General features: G+C 44.0%; 23 protein-coding genes, 2 tRNA genes and 1 rRNA gene. 13 read left to right on the top strand and 13 right to left on the bottom strand.

What is annotated here, in order from left to right; genetic code table 11:
* Positions 1-108: 108 nt before the first annotated feature.
* From rrf to ABUE20_RS03840, 4 genes are all read left to right on the top strand, one after another.
* A 5S ribosomal RNA gene (rrf, locus tag ABUE20_RS03855) occupies positions 109-224 on the top strand.
* A 220-nt stretch (positions 225-444) separates the two neighbouring features.
* Positions 445-990 carry a hypothetical protein gene (locus ABUE20_RS03850; protein WP_408618517.1) on the top strand — a complete coding sequence of 182 codons (546 nt, stop codon included), beginning with the start codon at positions 445-447 and terminating at the stop codon, positions 988-990.
* 360 nt (positions 991-1,350) lie between these two features.
* Positions 1,351-2,739 carry a PhoH family protein gene (locus ABUE20_RS03845; RefSeq protein ID WP_408618516.1) on the top strand — a complete coding sequence of 463 codons (1,389 nt, stop codon included), beginning with the start codon at positions 1,351-1,353 and terminating at the stop codon, positions 2,737-2,739.
* A 25-nt stretch (positions 2,740-2,764) separates the two neighbouring features.
* Positions 2,765-3,061 (top strand): PilZ domain-containing protein, encoded by a 297-nt coding sequence (locus ABUE20_RS03840; protein ID WP_408618515.1) that lies wholly within the window; start codon positions 2,765-2,767, stop codon positions 3,059-3,061.
* Between the two features lie 246 nt (positions 3,062-3,307).
* Here the strand turns inward: ABUE20_RS03840 and ABUE20_RS03835 are convergent, their stop codons facing one another.
* Together ABUE20_RS03835 and leuA are read right to left on the bottom strand one after the other, a co-directional pair.
* Positions 3,308-4,204: a transglutaminase-like domain-containing protein gene (locus ABUE20_RS03835; RefSeq protein WP_408618514.1), complete on the bottom strand. Its 897-nt coding sequence runs from the start codon at positions 4,202-4,204 to the stop codon at positions 3,308-3,310.
* A 46-nt stretch (positions 4,205-4,250) separates the two neighbouring features.
* Complete coding sequence (leuA, locus tag ABUE20_RS03830; RefSeq protein ID WP_408618513.1) at positions 4,251-5,837, bottom strand: 2-isopropylmalate synthase; 1,587 nt, start codon at positions 5,835-5,837, stop codon at positions 4,251-4,253.
* Between the two features lie 451 nt (positions 5,838-6,288).
* Between leuA and ABUE20_RS03825 the strand changes: the two genes are divergently transcribed.
* Together ABUE20_RS03825 and ilvN are read left to right on the top strand one after the other, a co-directional pair.
* A complete protein-coding gene (locus ABUE20_RS03825; protein ID WP_408618512.1) occupies positions 6,289-8,001 on the top strand; it encodes an acetolactate synthase 3 large subunit in 1,713 nt (570 codons plus the stop codon).
* Positions 8,001-8,498, top strand: coding sequence for an acetolactate synthase small subunit (gene ilvN, locus ABUE20_RS03820; RefSeq protein ID WP_408618511.1), 498 nt, complete (start codon positions 8,001-8,003; stop codon positions 8,496-8,498). Before ABUE20_RS03825 ends, ilvN begins: the two co-directional genes overlap by 1 nt.
* A gap of 70 nt (positions 8,499-8,568) precedes the next feature.
* Here the strand turns inward: ilvN and cowN are convergent, their stop codons facing one another.
* Positions 8,569-8,853, bottom strand: a complete 285-nt coding sequence (gene cowN, locus ABUE20_RS03815) for a N(2)-fixation sustaining protein CowN (protein ID WP_408618510.1) — start codon at positions 8,851-8,853, stop codon at positions 8,569-8,571.
* A 65-nt stretch (positions 8,854-8,918) separates the two neighbouring features.
* Positions 8,919-9,548: a Crp/Fnr family transcriptional regulator gene (locus ABUE20_RS03810; RefSeq protein ID WP_408618509.1), complete on the bottom strand. Its 630-nt coding sequence runs from the start codon at positions 9,546-9,548 to the stop codon at positions 8,919-8,921.
* Positions 9,549-9,739: 191 nt separating this feature from the next.
* Between ABUE20_RS03810 and ABUE20_RS03805 the strand changes: the two genes are divergently transcribed.
* Positions 9,740-10,333, top strand: coding sequence for an NAD(P)H-dependent oxidoreductase (locus ABUE20_RS03805; protein ID WP_408618508.1), 594 nt, complete (start codon positions 9,740-9,742; stop codon positions 10,331-10,333).
* A 2-nt stretch (positions 10,334-10,335) separates the two neighbouring features.
* Positions 10,336-12,258, top strand: coding sequence for a monovalent cation:proton antiporter-2 (CPA2) family protein (locus ABUE20_RS03800; RefSeq protein WP_408618507.1), 1,923 nt, complete (start codon positions 10,336-10,338; stop codon positions 12,256-12,258).
* 3 nt (positions 12,259-12,261) lie between these two features.
* Here the strand turns inward: ABUE20_RS03800 and ABUE20_RS03795 are convergent, their stop codons facing one another.
* The 3 genes from ABUE20_RS03795 to ABUE20_RS03785 all read right to left on the bottom strand — a co-directional run bounded on the left by ABUE20_RS03795 (position 12,262) and on the right by ABUE20_RS03785 (position 14,006).
* Positions 12,262-13,260, bottom strand: coding sequence for a gluconeogenesis factor YvcK family protein (locus ABUE20_RS03795; protein ID WP_408618506.1), 999 nt, complete (start codon positions 13,258-13,260; stop codon positions 12,262-12,264).
* Between the two features lie 76 nt (positions 13,261-13,336).
* Complete coding sequence (locus ABUE20_RS03790; RefSeq protein ID WP_408618526.1) at positions 13,337-13,525, bottom strand: DUF4250 domain-containing protein; 189 nt, start codon at positions 13,523-13,525, stop codon at positions 13,337-13,339.
* Between the two features lie 31 nt (positions 13,526-13,556).
* Entirely contained in the window at positions 13,557-14,006 is a 450-nt protein-coding gene (locus tag ABUE20_RS03785; protein WP_408618505.1) for a tellurite resistance TerB family protein, read from the bottom strand.
* Between the two features lie 421 nt (positions 14,007-14,427).
* On the opposite strand from ABUE20_RS03785, the gene ABUE20_RS03780 reads away from it, so the two are divergent.
* Positions 14,428-14,616, top strand: a complete 189-nt coding sequence (locus tag ABUE20_RS03780; RefSeq protein ID WP_408618504.1) for a hypothetical protein — start codon at positions 14,428-14,430, stop codon at positions 14,614-14,616.
* Between the two features lie 143 nt (positions 14,617-14,759).
* Here the strand turns inward: ABUE20_RS03780 and ABUE20_RS03775 are convergent.
* Positions 14,760-14,835: transfer RNA gene (locus tag ABUE20_RS03775), tRNA-Thr, on the bottom strand.
* A 138-nt stretch (positions 14,836-14,973) separates the two neighbouring features.
* On the opposite strand from ABUE20_RS03775, the gene ABUE20_RS03770 reads away from it, so the two are divergent.
* The 4 genes from ABUE20_RS03770 (at position 14,974) to rimI (ending at position 16,486) form a co-directional block, all read left to right on the top strand.
* Positions 14,974-15,339: a YbaN family protein gene (locus ABUE20_RS03770; RefSeq protein WP_408618503.1), complete on the top strand. Its 366-nt coding sequence runs from the start codon at positions 14,974-14,976 to the stop codon at positions 15,337-15,339.
* Between the two features lie 206 nt (positions 15,340-15,545).
* Positions 15,546-15,622: transfer RNA gene (locus tag ABUE20_RS03765), tRNA-Trp, on the top strand.
* Between the two features lie 80 nt (positions 15,623-15,702).
* Positions 15,703-16,050 carry a hypothetical protein gene (locus ABUE20_RS03760; RefSeq protein ID WP_408618502.1) on the top strand — a complete coding sequence of 116 codons (348 nt, stop codon included), beginning with the start codon at positions 15,703-15,705 and terminating at the stop codon, positions 16,048-16,050.
* A complete protein-coding gene (gene rimI / locus ABUE20_RS03755) occupies positions 16,043-16,486 on the top strand; it encodes a ribosomal protein S18-alanine N-acetyltransferase (protein WP_408618501.1) in 444 nt (147 codons plus the stop codon). The genes ABUE20_RS03760 and rimI overlap by 8 nt, the downstream gene beginning before the upstream one ends.
* Here the strand turns inward: rimI and ABUE20_RS03750 are convergent.
* The 5 genes from ABUE20_RS03750 to ABUE20_RS03730 all read right to left on the bottom strand — a co-directional run bounded on the left by ABUE20_RS03750 (position 16,483) and on the right by ABUE20_RS03730 (position 20,516).
* On the bottom strand, positions 16,483-17,043 hold the full coding sequence (locus tag ABUE20_RS03750) for a thioredoxin fold domain-containing protein (RefSeq protein ID WP_408618500.1): 561 nt from the start codon (positions 17,041-17,043) through the stop codon (positions 16,483-16,485). The two genes, rimI and ABUE20_RS03750, sit on opposite strands and share 4 nt — an antisense overlap.
* 113 nt (positions 17,044-17,156) lie before the next feature.
* Positions 17,157-17,585 carry a universal stress protein gene (locus tag ABUE20_RS03745; protein ID WP_408618499.1) on the bottom strand — a complete coding sequence of 143 codons (429 nt, stop codon included), beginning with the start codon at positions 17,583-17,585 and terminating at the stop codon, positions 17,157-17,159.
* 5 nt (positions 17,586-17,590) lie between these two features.
* Positions 17,591-18,910 (bottom strand): TRAP transporter large permease, encoded by a 1,320-nt coding sequence (locus ABUE20_RS03740; protein ID WP_408618498.1) that lies wholly within the window; start codon positions 18,908-18,910, stop codon positions 17,591-17,593.
* 6 nt (positions 18,911-18,916) lie between these two features.
* Entirely contained in the window at positions 18,917-19,441 is a 525-nt protein-coding gene (locus ABUE20_RS03735; RefSeq protein ID WP_408618497.1) for a TRAP transporter small permease subunit, read from the bottom strand.
* Positions 19,442-19,499: 58 nt separating this feature from the next.
* Positions 19,500-20,516, bottom strand: coding sequence for a TRAP transporter substrate-binding protein (locus ABUE20_RS03730; RefSeq protein ID WP_408618496.1), 1,017 nt, complete (start codon positions 20,514-20,516; stop codon positions 19,500-19,502).
* Positions 20,517-21,357 lie beyond the last annotated feature (841 nt).

The raw sequence follows: 21,357 nt of genomic DNA, 5'->3' as shown, positions 1-21,357 counted from the left end.
TGTGGGGTTTCCCCATGTGAGAGTAGGTCACTGCCAGGCACCCATTGAGAGCCCTGTCCATCCGGACGGGGCTTTTTATCATCGGCATTGAAGAATTTAAAGTTTACGCCTGGTGGCCATAGCGTTGTGGAACCACCTGAACCCATGTCGAACTCAGACGTGAAACGCAACTGCGCTGATGCTAGTGTGGGGTTTCCCCATGTGAAAGTAAGACACCGCCAGGCACCCTTTAAGAGCCCTGTCCATCCGGACAGGGTTTTTTTATGTCCGCTATATCATACAAGGTAAAAAGTGTTGTTTCATTTGAACAGATTTTGACGAGGAACAGTTCCATTTACTTTTGGAGCCACTGTATTGCCCATTCACATCTCTATCGTTTTTAGTCTAATCCGCTTATAGTAATTCTATCTTTTTATGGATCAGTCAAGAATTAGGCAACGAATTATGATGGAAGTATCACTATCGAAGTGGACTTTAAGTGAACTCACGCAGTTAAACGCATCGTGTCCAGAGAGTGAGATATCCGGTATCACCTGGATGCGTGTAATGGCATCACAGACTTCATTTCAATTTATTGATATTCAGGGTGAAACTGAGGCTTTGGTGATCCCGGTGGGTTACGAATTGATTAGTACTCGTTTTTTTAAGCATACGCCGCCCACTCCGGATGAGTTGGAATATGCGATTAATTATATTGAAGATGAGTATGAAAAGTTATTTCCTAAGATAAATCATCAGTCTGTTTTATATACAACTGATTTAGCGATTCGTCATATTGCTGAGTTATGTTATATCCCGGGACAATCGGTGGTCAGATTACCTAGGGAAAGCATGGAATCTTTATTTGGTTTATTTGCTGAAGTGATGTTAGGAAGACCCTCAGAATTTGATGCGGCGGATACATCAGCGGTTGGTTATGCGCAGTTATTAATTTTGAGAGAATGTTTATATCACTTAAAATTTGACCACATTAGTTCTGTGTTACTTTAGCGTCGTTCTCTAAGGTGGGGTGAACCGAGTTGCGCTTGGTTTGTGAATAGTGTTAAGTATTGGTTGAGCGTATTCAATATGGCGTGAGTTGGCGAAACTTAATTGGCTCAGTTCAATAGGCTTGAATGCATTGATCGTGGGTTGTAAATTTAATGGAAACTGTGCTCATTCAACACCTATTTTGAAGTTAGGTTCTCGTTCTTTGTGAAATCCGCTAGACTTATATAAACAGATAGCAATAGATAATTTCTTCGTAACAACTTGTTTTTACAGTGAGATATAAATTATATGCCGAATTTTTTCAGACGCCGTTCTGAAGTCTTCGGTGAAGTTATTCCCTGCTAAATACGGAGTATGCCGATGGGACAAGCGCAATCTGCAACTAAAGTTTATATTCTAGATACTAACGTACTACTGCATGACCCCCTCGCTATTTACCAATTTCAGGAACACGATGTTGTTATTCCGATGACTGTTTTGGAGGAATTGGATCGAATTAAAGATCGCCATAAAGACGTAAGTCGTGATGCCAGAGTAGCGATTCGAGCCCTTGAAAATCTATTTGCTAATGCTTCTCCTGAGCTCATTCAGTCTGGTGTCCCGCTTGGTAATGCCACGGAAACCAATGCCAGTGGCAAAATTTCAATTTTTGCTGACCATACGTTGGATCAACAAGCGAAAAGTTTTACGGCCGATGAACCGGATAATCGCATTATTAATACTGCTTTGTACCTGCAACAGATGCGTCAACCTCAGATAGTGGTGTTGGTGACTAAAGATATTAATATGCGATTGAAGGCCAAGGGTGCGGGAATGGCGATGGTTGAAGATTACCGCTCCGATCAGTTAATCGATGATATTCAATTTTTAGCAAAAGGGTTTAATTGCTTAGAAGGTAGTTTTTGGGGCCGGGTGAAAGATTGTGAAAGCCGTAGTGAAGGGCGCGAAACCTATCATGTAATTGAGGCAGGATTATTAGATAATCCATATATTAATCAATATATTATAGATGATACGCAAAGTTTTGCTGCTCGGGTTATTGCCGCGGACGATAAGCAAATTACACTTCAGGATTTAGGTTATGAACGTTTAATGGGGCGTTCAGCCTGGGGGATCCACCCTAAAAATATTCATCAGGCCATGGCTCTGGATGCGCTATTGGATCCAAATATTGATCTGGTGATCTTAACCGGGCCTGCCGGAAGCGGTAAAACGTTACTGGCGATGGCTTGTGCGTTGGAACTGGTCATTGAACGATCCGTTTATGATAAAGTCATTGTTACTCGAAATACACCTGAAATTGCGGAGTCCATCGGCTTTTTACCTGGTTCTGAAGAAGAAAAAATGATGCCATGGCTTGCGGCCGTTACAGATACTTTAGAAGTGCTGCATAAACATGATGAATCGATGGACGGTTCATTGCATTACATTATGGATAAAGCGAATATCCAATTTAAATCCGTGAATTTCATGCGGGGACGCAGTATTCAGAATTCACTGGTTTTTCTCGATGAATGTCAGAATTTAACCGCTTCTCAACTAAAAACCATTATTACCCGTTGTGGAGAGGGAACTAAACTGGTTTGTTGCGGTAATTTATCTCAAATCGATAGTAACTATTTAACTGCAGTGACTTCTGGACTGACTTATATCGTTGAGCGGTTTAAAAACTTTGAAGGCAGTGCCAATGTGTATTTGAACGGTGTCGTTCGTAGTCGTTTGGCTTCATTTGCCGAGCAGGAGTTGTAAGCACTGATACTTTTGATAGGAGGAAATGGATGTGATTAGCGCTGATTTGGAGCATCGTTCGTTTATTCGGATGATGATCAATTCGTCGGTTCAGGTCCGATATGCCAATATTGAGCTTGTAGGCACATGCCATGATTTAAGTGCAACAGGGATGGGGATTGTATTGGAACAGGCCGATTTAAAGGTAGGCGATGAAGTCTCACTGGAGCTTCGTCCTGGACGTCCCGGGGTTCTACCTCTTCAGGCAACGGCCAAAGTTGTTCATTGCAGTCCGCATGAAAACGGTATTTTATTGGGTGTTCATTTTACGAAACTTCGTTAAATGTCGCGTTAACTGGCTGTTTTTGATCGGGCCTTTATGAGCGATCGGCAACCGAATGTTGTCTTGCAATTGGTATTCTTTTATCACGGATCTCACCGCGTTATCTTTGACGCGGTGAGACTATTGATCGAGATGAGGAGCTGTATTCGTGACATTATTTAGCCGTGGTGAATCTTAACGCGATTGAGCATTGAGTCTGATACTGGATGTCTTGCAGTGACTGGGCGTCGATGCACGATAATGAAATTAGCGGATGATTAACGTATGGTAATACCCGCTATGTACCGCATGTTCACTTTGAGAGGCAAGGGTACCCAAAGCTAATAGGGCGGGGCCGGTGGGATCCGCGACCACCCATTGTTGTTGATTTATGGTGACGCTTTTCTGTGAAGCCTTCGGAGGCAGGTGGATCGCCAAGAAGGCATGTTCGGGAATATAAACCATCGCAGTTTCCAAATCTGGCCATGCGGCTTTTAATATTGCGGCCAGCAATGTCGCCTTACTATCGCAGTCTCCCATATTATTACGCAGCACTTGGATGGGGGTCATAAAGCCAGCCCCTCGGTAGTTATCCCGGTTTTGCAACGTGTTATAAGGAATGTTCTGAATAAATGCCATCACCTGCTCAATCGCAGTGGTTTGTTGCTGTACGGGCTGTCCTGCTTTGAAAAATTGCTCTGCTACATTTTTCAGGTAGGGGGCACTTTGCAAGGCGATTTGCACGTGATCCGGCATGATGCCTGCTCGCCCAGAGGGATCTTTACCAATCCGAAAATGGTGTGTTTTCAGATAGTCGTTCCAGCGCTGATCTTTAATGGTCTCTAGTTGTTTATTGAGTTGCTGGATGGCTTCGGGCGTTTGGGCTTGAATTGTCCATGAGTACTGATTTCCCTGAGCGTTTAATTGGATCCGTGCTTGTTTTGGGTCCTGCTTTTGCGTAAAGAGGCGCAATCCCTGAAGGATGAATTGGTTCGCTCTTTTGGGCTCATAGGCTGAAAAATAGGTAAGCTCTCGGGGGTATTGTTGGATCTGAAAATCGGTTTGATGGCGGTTATGCTGGCGATCTGACCATATGTAGTGATAGCTCAATCCGTTACGTTCAAATTGAAGCTGTCGGGCTTGTAATGGCGTATAAAGAGTCAATAAAACACTCCATCCCCAAAGGAGATGGAGTAGAAAGGTCTGGATGCTAGCCGTTCTGAGCTTGCCGATGATGTTTTTCTTTCTCTTTAGCAATCGTTTCTGCTCGGTGGATATTATTCAATACGTGAACAAATGCTTGGGCTGAGGCATGGACAATATCGGTTTCCAGTCCCATACCATGAAATGTCCGTCCTTGGTATTTAGCCACAATATCGGCTTTACCTAAAGCATCTTTAATATCAGCTTTTTGATTGCCAGATTGACCACCACCTGCTGCTTTAATGGAATAGTCATCAATGGTGATATGATATCCAGTCATTCGGCTTAAACAATGGTAAGCCGCATCAATTGGACCGTTGCCGGTTGCCGCTTCAGTCATGACTTCGTCTCCAGCTCGTAACTTCACAGTGGCTGTGGCGGTCATATTAGAGCCAGTCTGGGCACTCAAATACTCCAGTTTAAAGAAGTCCTCTTCCTGACGCTGATTATTGAAAAAGACCAGAGCTTCCAAGTCATAATCGAAGACTTGCCCTTTGCGATCCGCCAACTCTAAAAAGCTTTGGTATAATTCATCGAGATCATAATCTTTATCACTATAGCCTAACTCCGTCATGCGATGTTTGATCACATGACGGCCTGATCGGGAGGTTAAGTTCAAAATATTTTTGGGTAATCCAATACTTTCCGGGGTCATGATCTCATAAGTATTCTCATTTTTCAGCATGCCATCTTGATGGATCCCTGATGAATGAGAGAAGGCATTGGAACCGACAATCGCTTTATTCGGTTGTACCGGCATATTACATAAACGGCTCACCAACTGACTGGTCCGGTAGATCTCCTGATGATTAATTCCGGTATGCAGACCTAATAATTCGCCACGGGTTTTGATGCCCATGACGACTTCTTCCAAAGAGGTATTCCCGGCGCGTTCACCGATCCCATTGATCGTACATTCGATTTGTCGAGCGCCTTTGCTGATTGCCGTTAAGGAGTTCGCCACCGACATCCCTAAGTCATCATGACAATGCACGGAGATCACGGCCTGATCGATATTGGGAACCCGATTAAACAACTGGTCGATAATCCCACCAAACTCGATAGGGAGTGTATAGCCCACGGTGTCTGGAATATTGACGGTAGTTGCACCGGCACGAATGGCGGCTTCTACCATGCGACATAAATTGTCAATGGGAGTCCGGCCGGCATCTTCACACGAAAATTCAACGTCATCGGTGTATTTTCTGGCGTGCTGAACCGCTTTGACGCCCATTTCCAGAACGTCATCAAAGCTGCGTTTCAATTTACTTTGAACATGGACATCGGATGTGGAGATAAAGGTATGGATCCGGAATGCTTCAGCAACACGTAACGCTTGCGCCGCAGCATCAATATCACCGGGAAGAGCCCGAGACAAACCACATACCCGACTGTTTTTAATGGTCCGGGCGATGGTTTGAACGGATTCAAAATCACCGGGTGATGAAACAGGGAAGCCAACTTCCATAACGTCAACACCCAGTTTTTCCAGAGCCAGTGCGATCTGTAATTTTTCATTTACCGTTAAACTGGCGGCTAATGCCTGCTCACCATCACGAAGGGTCGTATCAAAGATAATTACCTGGTCTGTCATGGGATATCCTTTAACTTAAGTTATTTAAACGCTATAAAAAAACCCGCTATCAGGCGGGTTGGCAATGTCTGAACTGATTCACGCATAGCCGCCCGCTAGGAAACTCCCAGTAGTAGTCGAGCGAGCAGATGTGAGCTAAATCCAAACATATTCATCTCTATGTTATACAGTTCTAAGAACTGCGTCTGTTATCAAACTTATTCGAGTATACTATCTTTTTAAAAGATGCCAACAAATAAAAACAATAAGATTTAAAAAATTTAAATTTTAGTATTAATTGGAGACTAATTGCTACTTTTGTGAAATATGGGATATTTTTAGCTAAACAAAGTCATGGACTGTTGAGCGGTTACCGAGTAAAGTGTGGTTTCTTCCGTAAGTGAAGAGTTGCAAGTTGGTTTGACTGACATTTATTTTTTTCAATAAGAATTCTAAAAGCCTGGAGGCTGGCATGGAGAAGTTATCCGGCGCCGAGATGGTGGTCCGCTCCCTACAAGATCAAGGTGTGAAGCATATTTTTGGATATCCGGGAGGTTCTGTTCTTGATATTTATGATGCTTTGTTTGATAACTCGGATATCGAACATATCTTAGTGCGACATGAACAGGCGGCTGTCCATATGGCTGATGGATATGCGCGTTCAACCGGAGAGGTTGGTACGGTGTTGGTGACCTCCGGTCCCGGTGCAACCAATACCATTACGGGGATTGCCACCGCGTATATGGATTCGATTCCGCTCGTGATCCTTTCTGGGCAGGTTGCCACATCTCTGATTGGGGATGATGCCTTTCAGGAAACTGACATGGTCGGCGTGTCCCGGCCGGTAGTGAAGCATAGTTTCTTGGTTAAAAATGCAGCCGATATTCCCAAAACAATTAAAAAAGCGTATTACATCGCTTCGACTGGACGTCCTGGTCCAGTAGTCGTTGATTTGCCGAAAGATATTCAGAATCCCCAACTGAAATTTCCTTATGAATATCCGAAATCGGTAACGATGCGCTCTTATAACCCGACGATTAACGGACATAAAGGTCAAATCAAAAAAGCGCTCAGAGCCATTGTGAAGGCGAAACGACCGGTGATGTATATCGGGGGGGGAACAATTTCGTCCGATTCCTCGGAGTTGGTTCGGCAGTTTGCACATCAACTGCGATTACCCGTAACGTCGACGTTGATGGGATTAGGCGCTTTTAACGGTGAAGATCCGCAATTTTTAGGTATGCTGGGGATGCATGGTACCTATCAGGCTAATTTAGCGATGCACCATAGTGATCTGATCTTTGCGGTTGGCGCTCGCTTTGATGATCGAGTGACTAATAATGTCGCGAAGTTCTGTCCAGATGCCATGATCGTGCATGTCGATATCGATCCCACCTCCATTTCAAAAACCATTGCTGCGGATATTCCAATCGTGGGAACCGTTGATTCAGTATTGAGTGAGATGTTGGATTTACTGGCCCAGAAAGATCTGCCGGAACTGGCTCGTCTGGATGATTGGTGGCAACAGTTGACCCCTTGGATTGACGCAGATTGCCTGGCTTATCAGAAAACCGAGGTGATTAAACCGCAGCAGGTGATTGAAACGCTATATCAAGTCACACACGGTGATGCGTATGTGGTTTCAGATGTCGGCCAACATCAGATGTTTACTGCACTCTATTATCCGTTTAAAGAGCCTCGGCGCTGGATTAACTCAGGAGGACTGGGAACGATGGGATTTGGCTTCCCGGCGGCTCTCGGGGTTCGACTGGCTCATCCCGATGATGTTGTCGTCTGCGTGACGGGGGATGGTTCGATCCAGATGAATATTCAGGAATTGTCGACCTGTATGCAATACCATTTGCCTATTGTGATTGTTTCGCTCAATAACCGCTCATTGGGAATGGTGAAACAGTGGCAGAAGATGTTTTATGGCGGACGGCAGTCACAATCTTATATGGAGTCTGTTCCTGATTTTGTCAAATTGGCTGAAGCCTATGGGCATCTGGGGATCCAAGTGAGTGATCCCGACAAATTGACTGAAGCAATGGAATGGGCATTTTCGCAAAAAGGCCGGGTAGTCTTTATGGATATCTTGGTTGATCCGGAAGAACATGTCTATCCGATGCAGATCAAAGGTGGAACAATGCAGGATATGTGGCTAAGTAAAACGGAGCGAACCTGATGACACGACGTATTATTTCTATTCTGATTGAAAATGAAGCAGGCTCACTGTCGCGGGTTGTCGGATTATTTTCTCAACGTGGCTATAACATTGATTCGTTAACTGTCGCGGCCACCGATGATCCGACCTTATCCCGGATGACCATCACCACTTTTGGTGATGAACGAATGATCGAGCAGATGACCAAACAGCTGCATAAATTAGTGGATGTACTGAAGGTTTCAGAGCTTACGGATCATGCTTATATCGAACGGGAAATTGCACTGATCAAAGTGAAAACTCAAGGCGCAATGCGTGAAGAAGTGAAGCGTTTAAGTGAAATTTTCCGGGGGCAAATTGTCGATGTGACGGCGAAAGAATATGTCCTCCAGGTGACCGGAGATGGTGAGAAATTGGATGCTTGCATCCGGATCCTGGCTGAAATGACCGATGTTCTGGAAGTTGTTCGTAGCGGCACCTGCGGCATTAGTCGCGGTGATAAAATGCTGTATGTCTGATTTGTTTTAGTTTGAAGGATCGGTGTGGGCAACCGGGAGGATCTCGGTTGTCCTATTCTGTATAGTTGAGTTAACAGCACTGTTCTTCAATAAAACTGAGCAACTCGATTCCTTCTTCATCATCTATTTCTTCAAAATAGCTATATAGTGCGTTCACTTGAGAGCCGATGTAATAAAGATTATCCTGATGGTGTTTTTGCTGTTCAGCAAATTTCTGTTCGAAATAACTGCGCCAGGGATGCTCAGAAGCAAGTTCGGCTAATTGTGATTTAAGTCGCCCGATTAGTTCATCTGCTTTTTTATCGCATTCGATGCCACAAAAGCTCTGGTAGCGATCATAGGTTGGTTCACTCATCATTTTTCCTTACTGGTCAGTCGCGATGATGCTTCTATGTTACAAATTGCCAGTGCATTCCACTGTCAGTTCGATGACAGTGGATCAACTAATTGTGTTAATTGTTGGATATCAAGCAATCGGATCCTTCGGGGATCGAGCCGTTCGATCCAGTGATTTTTATCCATTCTAGATAAGATCGTCGAGAGTGTTTGTCTGGATGTCCCCAACAAGCTGGCGATGGTTTCAGTTGGCCCAGGCAGTTCGACAATCGCTTGATCATTATAGGCCGCTTCCCGGAGTAAATAGCGTGCGAGTCGGCTTTCAACATTGCGAAATGAAAAGTCTTCAATCATTTCGATGGCATGTGTTAGTAGCTGCCCTATATCACTGATCACACGAAGTGAGAGAGCCGGGTTCGCTTTGAAGAGTTCCATAATTTGCTGAATTGGCCAGCTTTTTATCGTACATTCACTAATGCATTCGACCCAGACTGGGGTATGAGTGACATAGAGACTTTGGGGGTGGAGAAATCCTAAAGTTTGTTCCCGAGCTGCGCCATATAAACAGATTTTAGCTTGTCCGGATAACAGCACAAATACCCGATTTTCCGGATGATTAGGGGTACAGATAATCGCTTTGGGCGGATAGCTTTTCTCTCGCCCATGCGCAAGATGCTGATACCAATCGAGCGGATATTGAGGGGCTGATATCATATTAAACCTGACGACAAATAAAACAGAGAGATATGTCTTCAGCAAATTATGTACCGTATTTAAAAAATAGGTTGTTGAGCTATGTTGATAGTCGAGAGCTTATCGCTGGATAACATAGTGGTTCGGGTCAATTTCATTTATGCTTATAAAAGGCATCTTATAAATTATTCATTTTAGGCGTTAGGAGTTTTATGGCGCGTATTTTAATTATCTTTGCTCACCCGGCTTTGCATAAAAGTCAGGCTAATTCGAGATTATTAGCAGCTGTTTCTCATTTGCCAAATGTCACTATCCGGGATATCTATCAGATTTATCCCAGTGGCTATATTGATGTGTTAGCGGAGCAGGCATTGCTCCGGGAACACGATATTTTAGTGTTTCAGCATCCCTTTTACTGGTATTCCTGTCCGGCATTGCTAAAAGAATGGATCGATCTGGTTTTAACCCGGGGGTATGCGTATGCGGCCGATCCTGAACTTAAATTACCATTAACCGCGTGTTTATCGGTGATTACCACCGGTGGGTCGATCGGTTCTTACCGTGATGGGGGATACAATCAGTATCCGATTCGAGATTTTTTGTTGCCTTTTGAACAAACTGCTCGGCTTTGTGATATGGAGTATTTACCTCCTTTTATTCTAGATAGTGTCAATAAAAATGCTGACTTTAGCCGTTTTGAGCAGGTTGCAACTCGCTACCGTGAAGTGATTATTCAACTGCGAGATGAGACCTTTGATTTTTCAGCCATACGACAGTTGTCGTATCTGCATCCGGTGGGGCCTTAACTATGGAGCATTCTTTTTTCTTTAATGCTTTTATCTATTTAGCCGCCGCGGTGTTGTCGGTTCCTATTGCAACTCGATTGGGCCTTGGGTCAGTCTTGGGCTATCTGATTGCTGGAAGCCTGATCGGTCCTTATGCCCTGAAATTGGTCGGGGGATCACCGGATGTGATGCATTTTGCTGAATTTGGTGTGGTGATCATGCTGTTTTTGATTGGGTTGGAACTCAAGCCTGCTTTACTCTGGCGGTTAAAAGCCTCTATTTTCGGAGCCGGTGGTTTACAGGTGGTGCTGTCGATTGCCCTAATTGGAGGGATTGGGGTCGGCTTCGGTTTACCAGGAAATCAAGCTGTGGCGCTGGGTTTTATTTGTGCTGTCTCTTCAACTGCTTTGGTATTACAGAGTATGGAAGAGAAAGGGTTACTCAAAACGGCGACCGGAAAAACCTCTTTTTCGGTATTACTGTTTCAGGATATTGCCGTGATCCCTATGTTGGCGCTGATTCCTTTGTTAGCGGTGCAGGGGAGTGGAGTCTTACCTTTGAACGCAACTCCGGCCTGGTTGCGAGCCACTGAGATCGTAGCGGTGATCGCCGGTATTATTTTTGGAGGACATTATTTGCTTCGGCCGGTCTTTCGTCTGGTTGCCGCTTCTAATTCTCGAGAGATTTTTGTGGCTGCCGCATTGGCGCTGGTGGTCGGTATTGCACTTGCCATGGAGATGGTAGGGTTATCTCCGGCACTCGGTACCTTTTTAGCGGGGGTGGTGTTAGCCGATAGCGAATATCGTCATGAATTGGAATCCGATGTTGAGCCGTTTAAGGGATTATTGCTGGGATTATTTTTTATCTCGGTCGGGGCGAATATTAACTATCCGTTGTTATGGGAACATCTGGGGAGTATTTGTGGGCTGGTAGGGTTGCTGGTCTGTGTTAAATTCCTAATTTTGTGGGGAGTGGGGTGGTTATTCCGCCTGAAAGGGGAAGGACAGTGGATCTTTGCGGTAGCTCTATCCCAAAGTGGTGAATTTGCCTTTGTGTTAGCCTCATTTGCCGGAAGTGTGCATGTGATCCCACCTTCAATGGTGGATTGGGTCACGTTGGTTGTGGCTCTCTCAATGGCAACAACACCGGTATTATTGATAGGCTGTCAGTTTATTATTTTCCCAATGTTGCATAAGCGTCCGGTCCCTGAGTCGGAGTCGGTGATTGATGATAATGAAAACCCGGTGATTATTGCTGGGTTTGGCCGTTTTGGGCAGATTGCCGGACGTATCTTACACAGTAATAAAGTCGGAACGACGATTCTTGAACATGATGCAAACCACATCAAAACTCTCGCTCGATACGGATTTAAGGCGTTTTATGGTGATGCGGCGCGAGCTGATTTATTGAGTTCGGCCGGAGCCGAGCAAGCCAAACTCCTGATCGTGGCCGTGGATGATCGGGAAAAAACTTTAGAAATTGTTCGGGTGGCCCGGCAGTTTTTCCCGCATTTAGTCATTCTAGCCCGAGCCATTGATCGTGGTCATGCACAGGAGCTGATGAAAGCAGGGGTCGATTATGTACATCGGGAAACGTTAGGCTCAGGGGTTGCGTTAGGGGTTGATGCTCTCATTGAATTGGGATGGCGGGCGAATCAGGCCTATCGAATCGGTGAATTTTTTAAAGCCTATGATAATAAGTTGCTGCGTGAGCAGGTACTGCGTAATGACGATAATGTTGAATTTATCCGCAATAGCTTACGCTCCCAGAAGATGCTGGATGAGCTATTAAATGATGACACCCAATTACCCTCGGAAGTGTATGAAAAAGCCTGGGAGCGGAATATACAGCAGGATGATGAGCATTCCGGTACCTTGGGAAGTGCGCACCGGAAAAACAAAATAGAACGAGAGAACCGTTTGAAGTCGAAACCTGACTCGAAATAGTGGCTATTCCGGTTGTAGGAAAGGCAATAAAACTTGAGCCAGTTTGGTCGCACTGTGGCGGACAATACTGGCTTCTTGTTCAATCAAATCAGCTTCAATCAGTTGGTATTGCTTACTTAATTTTTTATAGTTATGAATTTTAACGGGTGTTGAACGTTGCTGTTTATAGCTGTCCAGCACTTTGTCATTAGGTAATGCATTATTGCAGATCACGACTTCGATTGAGCGACCAATGTAATGTTCAACAACTGAAATAAATGACTCCAAAGTGTAGCCGTCAGTTTCGCCGAATTTAGTCATAATGTTGCTGACATAGATAAGTTTCGCGGTCGTTTTCTGTAAGGCTTCACGAACTCCGGGAACCAGTAAATTAGGAATGATGCTGGTGTAAAGATCGCCGGGACCTAAAATAACGGCGTTAACTTGCCGGATCCGTTCAATCACTCGGGGGAAAACTGTCACTTGGTTGGCATGATGAGGGACCAAGAAAACATTGGCGATTTTTTGTCGTTGATTACCGCGGGGCACATCAATCGCATTTTCTCCAAAAATCTGTTCACCGTTGGTGAGTTGAGCGACTAAGGTCGATTTATCGGTGGTGACAGGTAAAATTTCACCCCGGACATCTAAGAGTTGAGCGAGTGCTTCAATACCGGTAGCAAATGAGCCTGAATATTGACTCAGCATCGTGAGCAGCATATTCCCAGCACTATGTCCACGTAATCGTTGATTGCCGGAGAAACGCTTTAATAATAGTTTTCGGGCCATATCTCGGTAGGGTGATAGGGCTAGAATACATTTGAGAATATCTCCTGGAGGTAGGATGCCTAATTCATCTCGTAAGCGCCCGGTACTTCCGCCACTATCAGTCATGGAGACGATGGCACTCACATCCAGATGCTCGATGTCTCTGAGAGCACTTAACAGGACAAATTGTCCGCTCCCCCCTCCAATGGTGGCAACCGGAAAACGAGATAAATTAGTTTGGCTTTGATTTTTCAACAAATACTCCAAGATCTCATCTTATTAAATGTATCAGAAATAGTTGATTATAAGCATATCTCTATTTCGATATCTTTTATGATTCCGCTGAAATCGGAATTTGATTAAATTGTTTAACATCATCATGATAATAATAATTAATTTTTTTGAGATGTTGAATAATAAGCTCGGGTTCTAAATCATATTTTCGGCATAATACATTCAAATTACCCGATTCATCACGTAATTTCATATTTAACATGGACATCAATAAAATCGGGTCCATTTTTTCCCAGTTTGAAAACATTTTATACCTGTTAATTGGGTTGTGCGGCGAGTTTGGCTTGAATAAAATCTTTGTGATCGAGGTAAACTAAATCGGCGATCTTCCGAATAAGGGCTTCTTCCTGAGGATCAAGGATGCCATCAGCGTAAGCAACCTGCCAGAGCGCATGGACGAAATCGTAACGTTGACTGTACTCTAATGCCTTCAAACTCCGGGTAAACTCATATAAAGAAACCGATTGGTCCGTTACTTTCTGAGCCTGTAGATAAAGGGCTCGGGACTCTTCCGGGGTCAGGGACAGTAATTTACAAATTCTTTGAAAGATGACTTGCTGTTCATCGCCACTTTCATTATTGTCTGCTCCGCTGACTTGAATGAGTAGTGCGGCAGTGGCAATCTTTATCTGTTCCTCTTCGCTTTGAGGTTGACTGTCCTGTGTATCTAGCGTGTTACGAATAAATTTACGTAATGCTTCAATCATTATCGGTACCTTTACTTTCGACTGAATACTTCGCAGAAATGAGTATAAAACCCATGTTATTTCAGCGGATAGTCCGTATGCTGATAAATCTTTCCTGATTGTGCCAGTATATTTGAAAAGTTAGGTAAATAATAATGTTTGGTTTTAGAAAAGAAAGCAAACTGATTGTCATCCATGATGGGGCACCGATAAAGGATGTTTGATAAGCTGGTAAGGTTGCAGGAAACATTCTATTATTAGAAGTAGCACGACTCATAGTTTCCTATTATCCAAGGCAAGAGCGTTCGCTTTCTTAATGAGAGCTGTATAGCTAACTCATACAATTACCTTATCAGTTATCTGAATATATGCTTCCTACAGGGATCTGGAATGTATTCATAAAGGTAAGGATTGGACATAATATTTTTGATTTAGAGTTAAGATGACCAATATACCAAAAACTAAGCTAGACTGGCTTATTCGTTTTAGACGTGCCAAAACCCAAGAGACATTAGATTTTATGTTAGACAGGGCACTGGAACAATTATCCTCAACAACCGATAAAGCAGAAGCCATTTTAGCGCATGCTGCTCGTCAGGACGAATTAGATTCAAGTCAGCGAGTTTTTTAATTAATACCCACCTCTAGAATAAATATTCTCTTTTGCTAATTATTTAAAGGGGGATATTTACAATTCGATAATTAAACTAAATTATGAAATAGTAAGCAAAATGTTTAATCTTGAGAGGTACTTGTACTGGGGAAGCTAGAGAATGGTGCCGACTGTCGGAATCGAACTGACGACCTACTGATTACAAGTCAGTTGCTCTACCTACTGAGCTAAGTCGGCACACTAATTGTGTTAGCGGGCATATTAAACGGTTATTTCCGGGCATTGTCAATTCCCTAATCTAAAAATTTCGCATTTTGGCGTTTTTTTGCTTAATCTATCACCAGTTAGCCGTGAAATTGGAAAAGGAATCTTATAGTGAGATATATATTCCTCAGTATTGGGTGGTTGAGTGTCGGTTTAGGGGGCGCAGGCATTGTGTTGCCGTTGGTCCCAACGACCCCTTTTTTATTGCTGGCCTGTTTTTGTTTTTCGAAAGGATCTCCTCGATTCGAGCAATGGCTGTTAAAACATCAATTATTTGGGCCATTTATTTCAAATTGGCGAGTACATCGGGTGATCCCGATTCAGGCGAAATGTCTGGCGGTTTTGATGCTGGTGGTCTCTGCGATGGGGTTGGTTTTTACATCGATACCTTGGACCGGGCGGTTGGGTATTTGGTCGATGTTGCTAGTCATACTGTTATTTATTGTCACACGTCGCTCCCGGATCCCTCTTGAGTAAGGTATTTTCATTCAAGGTTGCTGAGATATTGATTCGATCTGAACCTTGTTTCCCGGATCTTCCAGGCTCGCTCGGTTCAGAGTGACGAGATGTAAGGAACGACTGGGCTTGGAAAGAGGGTTGGCTAAAGCTTGTTCGATTGATACGAAAAGAAGAAATTTATTCTTTACCTTTAATTATCTTTCGGTATACTACCCAGCGTCTTAAGGGGTGTAGTTCCAATTGGTAGAACGGCGGTCTCCAAAACCGACGGTTGGGGGTTCGAGTCCCTCCACCCCTGCCAGTTTAAAAAAGCCTGCTCATTGAGCAGGCTTTTTGCGTTATAGTCTCTACACATTGGTGAATTGATTGACTGGTTCTGCTATGGAATTAAGATCCGTTGCGTTGCTGCAACACATGGGAATTACCGTTTGGGAACCGAGAGTTTCTCCCAATGATGATACTTATATCGTTGTGTGTGATCATCCTGACGAATTGCAGCAGACGCCACTCTGGTTGGCTATTTCGGCGGCTATGACCGCTTATGAAGTGCACTTTTGTTATCGAGGGCCTGAACAGTTTTGTGCTGAATGGGCTTCCCGGACATTGTGGTTGAGTGCTCGGCAACCGGATATCTCATCTGAATCATTTTTCTTTGTCGGTGCTTTTCATGATTTACGACAACAAGCCCGGCTCAAACAACAATTATGGAAATGCTGGTCCCATGTTTGACTGTTTGGATTTAAAGCTTGATGCGCTTGATCAGATGTTGCCGATTGAACAGCAAGTCCAACAGCATCCTTGGAGCGAAAAATTGCTTCGGGATAGTTTTGCTTCATCATCCGTGAATATTGGTATCTGGCAAGCACATCAGCTGTGCGGTTATCTACTGGGGCAGTTGATTGTCGATGAGGCTGAGATATTTAATCTCAGTGTGGCCAAAGCGTATCAGCGTCAGGGGCTTGGTAAACAGCTGCTAGAACATTTTTCCCGCCGTATTCAGATGCAAGGAGGATGTCGGTTGTTACTGGAAGTTCGTGAATCCAATGTGCCAGCTTTACAACTTTATTCTCATTATGGTTTTCACGAAGATGCTCGGCGACGCGGTTATTATCCTAATGGGCCCCAAGGACGAGAAGACGCTATTTTAATGAGTTATTCACTCTAATCCTGATTCATCCCCTGGCGACGGGCTATTTCCGTGACACGTTGGAGTGATAGCTTTAATGTGACGACCGAGAGCGGCATATGGTTCCCGTTGTCAATACTGTTTTGCGCGACCCAAACCTGATGCATCGGTAGCACCAGATGAGTGGAAACCGGCGGATTTTGCTGATATTGCACAATGAGCGCAGGTTGCATTCGAATCGGATATTGCCGGGCGAATCGCTGTTGCTGCGGGTTAAGATCCATGGTGTAACGGACCTTGATGTAATAACGGGTGAAATGAATAAAATCTGGGTTGTTGAGAATATCTTTTTCAAAATCTTTGCAAATTTGACAGGCTCGATTACGGAAATAAAAGAGGATCGGACGATTTTCTTGCTGTGAGATGGCTAAAGCCTGCTGGTAACCCTGTTCATCAAAATACCAGCCGTCACTGGCATTGACACCAAAATCTTTGATGTGGAAAAAATAGATGTAGGCACATGCCAATAAAGCGATGATTAATGCACTACCCGCAATGACATATTTGCGGAAACGACGGAAGATAGGACTCATCATTCAGGCTTATCTCTTCATCAATAATAAAGAAGTATAGCGGAGATTTTTACTCCGCTATAGCTTAGTCTATGAAAAGATTAGTTTTGTACTGTGAGTTGAGTCACGCCAATTGATTAGGGGCGAATAATAATGACCGAACTTTTCGCATGACGAACGACTTTATTAGTATTGGCTCCCATAAAGTATTGTCCTAATCCGGGTTTCCCGGCCATCATGACAATAAAGTCTGGTTTGATTTTTTTTTCAATTTCTAAAATTCGTTCGTCGGCATGGCCATGTTTCACCATACATTCCCCTTGTTGCTGCTCAGGGACATATTGACTGATTAATGATTTTAAGCGGTAGAGGGCGATGGTTTGTTGCCGCTTTGCGTTTTCTTCATCCAATATCGGATAGGTTGCATGATGGACCTGACTTTCATCAACATAAAGAAAGTGTATCTTTCCTCGACGTTTTCCTAAAAGTCGTCTGGCAGGAGCAATCAATAACGGAAGTTGCTCCTCATATCCCAAATCAAAAGCAATCAATATATGTTCGTACATAGGCGTCATTGTCCCATTAAGTGGTTTGGAAGCCACAGCACCAACTCGGGGAATACCATTGTGATAATTAACACAACCACTTTAATCATAACAAACGGAGTGATTGATTTGTAAATATCCATCATGGTGACTTCCGGTGGTGCAATCCCTTTTAAGTAGAAGAGTGCAAATCCATAAGGCGGTGTCTGAACCGCAATTTCGATATTCAGGATCATCAGAATACCGAACCAGATAGGGTCATAGCCTAAAGAGACGGCAACGGGGGTAAATAGTGGAGCACACATCAGGACGATGATAAATTCATCGATGATGAAGCCGAGCAGGATCATGATCAGCTGGAACATGATGATGATCCCAATCGGAGGTAATCCCAGATTTTGGGTGAAACTTTTCACCATCGTCTGGATCCCCATCAGCATATGAAAGTTACTAAATACGGTGGCCCCTAAGATAATCCACATGGCAACGCTGACCAGTACGGAGGTTTCAAATCCGGCTAATTTCATCATTTTGAAATTGAAGCGTTTGAATACCAAAGCCAGAATTAAAGCACCGAATACCCCGACAGCACCGGATTCGGTGGGGGTGGCAATCCCACTCATGATGGAACCTAATACCGCCACAATCAGTAGTAGTGAAAAAAAGCCATCACGTAGGGTTTGAAATTTAACCTTAGGGGTCATGGGGGGGCGTGATTCACTATCCAGAGGGGCCCGTTCTGGTTTGATTTTACAGCTGATGACGACATATGCGATCATCAGGGTAATCATTAATAATGCCGGCCCTAATGCGCCAATAAATAGACGACCGACTGAATTTTGAGTGGTGGACGCGAACATGATCATCGGAATGCTCGGTGGGATTAGGATCCCGAGGCCGCCGCCGGCCATAATGACGCCGAGCGCTAGTTTTTTATCATAACCGCGCTCGAGCATGGGTTTCAGGGCAATACTGCCGGAAGTCATGATCCCGGCTCCGATAATCCCGACCATGGCACCAATCATCGAGCAGACACAGATGACGCTAATCGCCAGAGAACCTCGCAGGCGACCAATTAACATCTGGCTGGCATTGAACATTGCATCGCCGATCCCGGAACGGGTCAGCAGTTGTCCCATGTAGATATAAAGTGGAATAGCGAGCAGTGTAAAGCTAAAAAATACCGATTCAGTAGTCGTCGGTAAAACGTTGAAAATACCATCGCCCCAGGTCAGATAACCTATCCCCATGGCGATGCCTCCCAGAGCCATCCCGACCGGGGCTCCTAAAGCAAATGCCGTTAAGACGCACACCAAAAGCACGCCTGTTAAAAGTCCGATATCCATGCGTGTTTATTCCTCGATTAATTCAGAGCCAGTCACAACGTAGTAAATACTGCGGATGATATCTGCAGAGAGTTGGATCGCCATCAATGAGCCTGCAATTGTGATCATCAACCAGAAGTGGTGCATGTGAGGCGCCCATTCACTCTGGCGTCGGTAGTTAAACTGAAGCGCTTCAAGAAATTTATCCCATCCCTTGTACGCCAGTAACACCACGAAATAAGTGGCGAGTAGATAGGTGAGGGTATTAAAAATTTGTCGGGTTCGGGGCGAGACTTTGAGATAGAGGATATCGACGTTGATATGCGCTCTTTTTTGCTGAGCATAAGCGCCGCCGAGTGCCGCTAAATAACCAAATAAAAAGAGTGAAACATCGTAAGCCCAAATGGTTGGGTGATTAAAAAAATAGCGACTGATGACATCAAAAATGATGACAAAGGTAATGCATGGCATCAGAAGTGGAATTGTTTTGCCGACTATACGAACAATCCAATTAATGCTTTGACAATAACCGACAAGTATTGTTCTTATCATGGGTGGACCCCTGTATTGAGCGGGTAAAGGGCAGCGGAGCTGCCCTTTCTTGTTACTACTATTGTTGTGCTTTGAGAATTTTGACTAACTGTTGGCTGTATGGATCTGATTTTCCGTAATCGTCCCATAACTCAACAGCGATTTTATGCCATTCTTTTTTATCGGCTTCGCTTGGTTGTGGGCTCCATTTCAGACCTTTTTTCTCCATATCGGCGACGGCTTGAGATTCCCACATCCGTGATTTAGTCAGCTGATCACGGGCATGAATCACTGTTGCTGCTCGGACAATGCCTTTTAGGTCATCCGGAAGTTTGTTCCAGGCACTGCGGTTCACGATAATCGGCAGCACTTGTGCACCAGCCAGCGGCATGGGATACATGTATTTAGCCACTTCAACATGGTTACCATCACGATGGTCGATCATGTTGGAACCGATCGAACCATCGATGACACCGGTAGCCAGACTGGTATAAATTTCACTCCATGCCAGAGAAACCGGGGAGGCCCCTAATTTACGCAAGAATTTGCCGTAGGCACCCGGCGCACGGATTTTCATTCCTTTGAAATCGGCCAGTGAGTTGATTGGTTTTTTAGTAATGATATAAACCGCAGGTTGAATGTAAGGTTCTAACCAAACCAAACCTTGTGAGGCATAAGCTTTTGTTAGGATCTGACTCCAGCCCCGTTCATGAATGAGCGTTTCCAATTTCGCAATATCAGAACTTGTGCCCGGCAGACCGATTTCAACAACCCCGGCAGGGAGTTCGCCAGCATTCATTGACTGGAAGGGCGCGCCCATTTGCAATAGACCGCTTTTAACAGCACCGAAAATCCCAGCACTTTCAACCCCTTCACCGGCGTAAAGAACTTGTACTTTAATTCGACCGTTAGACAATGTTTCGATGTTATGCGCTAGGCTTTCATATACTTTGCCAAAGGCCGTGCCTCGGCTATAGAGATTGGCGAAACGCCAGTTGAATTCAGCTGCGTGGACACTGCTGATGAAGGTCGCACTGGCAATAGCCGCGAGCGTTAACGCTCGTAATTTTTGTTTAATAGATTGTGTGATTTGCATCCGTCCCCTCCTGGTGAGTTGGAGTTTCATCCTAAAAACCGAAGAACTTGTTTGATTCGTTATTGGTGATCACCCCTGCATCCTTTCAGATGAGTTTTAATAAATAAATTGTTATGGCTATACCTATAGTTTTGTATCAATCAAACTTTTGCTGACGGTAACTATCTGAATTTTAATTAATATCGATGAAAAAGATGGATTTAGAATAGTGCTCTAAGTTGGTCGGTTTGCATCATTTGTGAACATTCTCACTTTTACTCTCTATAGGCAAAAGGGACGGAATTAAACACAAATATTTAAAATATTAAGTAGTTAGTTGCGAGGCCCTTGGAAGGCTTGTCGGGGGGATACATCCGTGCTGTAGATAGAGGGCGCTTTAAAATGGTGCATAAGTTTTTATTCTATGGTGCTATCGGCGATAAAAAATCATCTGGAAAAGCGAGTGAGCGCAAGGAGGCAAAAAAATTTTTGATACAAAAAGTAATGAAAATCGTACTTGTCTTTATCTTATTTTTATCTCGGGTGCGGTGATGACTCACCGTCGAGATACATCTTGCTTGTTAAATACATCTTCAGAGCGCTCTTTTGAGTAAAACTCCTATCAGGAGGCTTGTTGTTCCTCATTTTGTGGGCGAGGACTACGGGTTGTCTTGAATGTCATGACCAAACCTCGATGTAGCCGGTATTTTTATTGATGAAAAAGCTAATTTAAAAATATAAAACAAATAGTTAATTTAATGTTGAAAATGTAAATGATATTTGTTTTTATTCGTAATTCTTCTGAGCGGCTAACAAAACATCAATTTGATGAGGTATTAAAGTCCGCCAGATAATTTTGCCA

It is taken from the genome of Celerinatantimonas marina, assembly GCF_046054165.1.
Taxonomy (GTDB): Bacteria; Pseudomonadota; Gammaproteobacteria; order Enterobacterales; family Celerinatantimonadaceae; genus Celerinatantimonas.
This window is presented reverse-complemented; position numbering and strand designations above follow the sequence as displayed.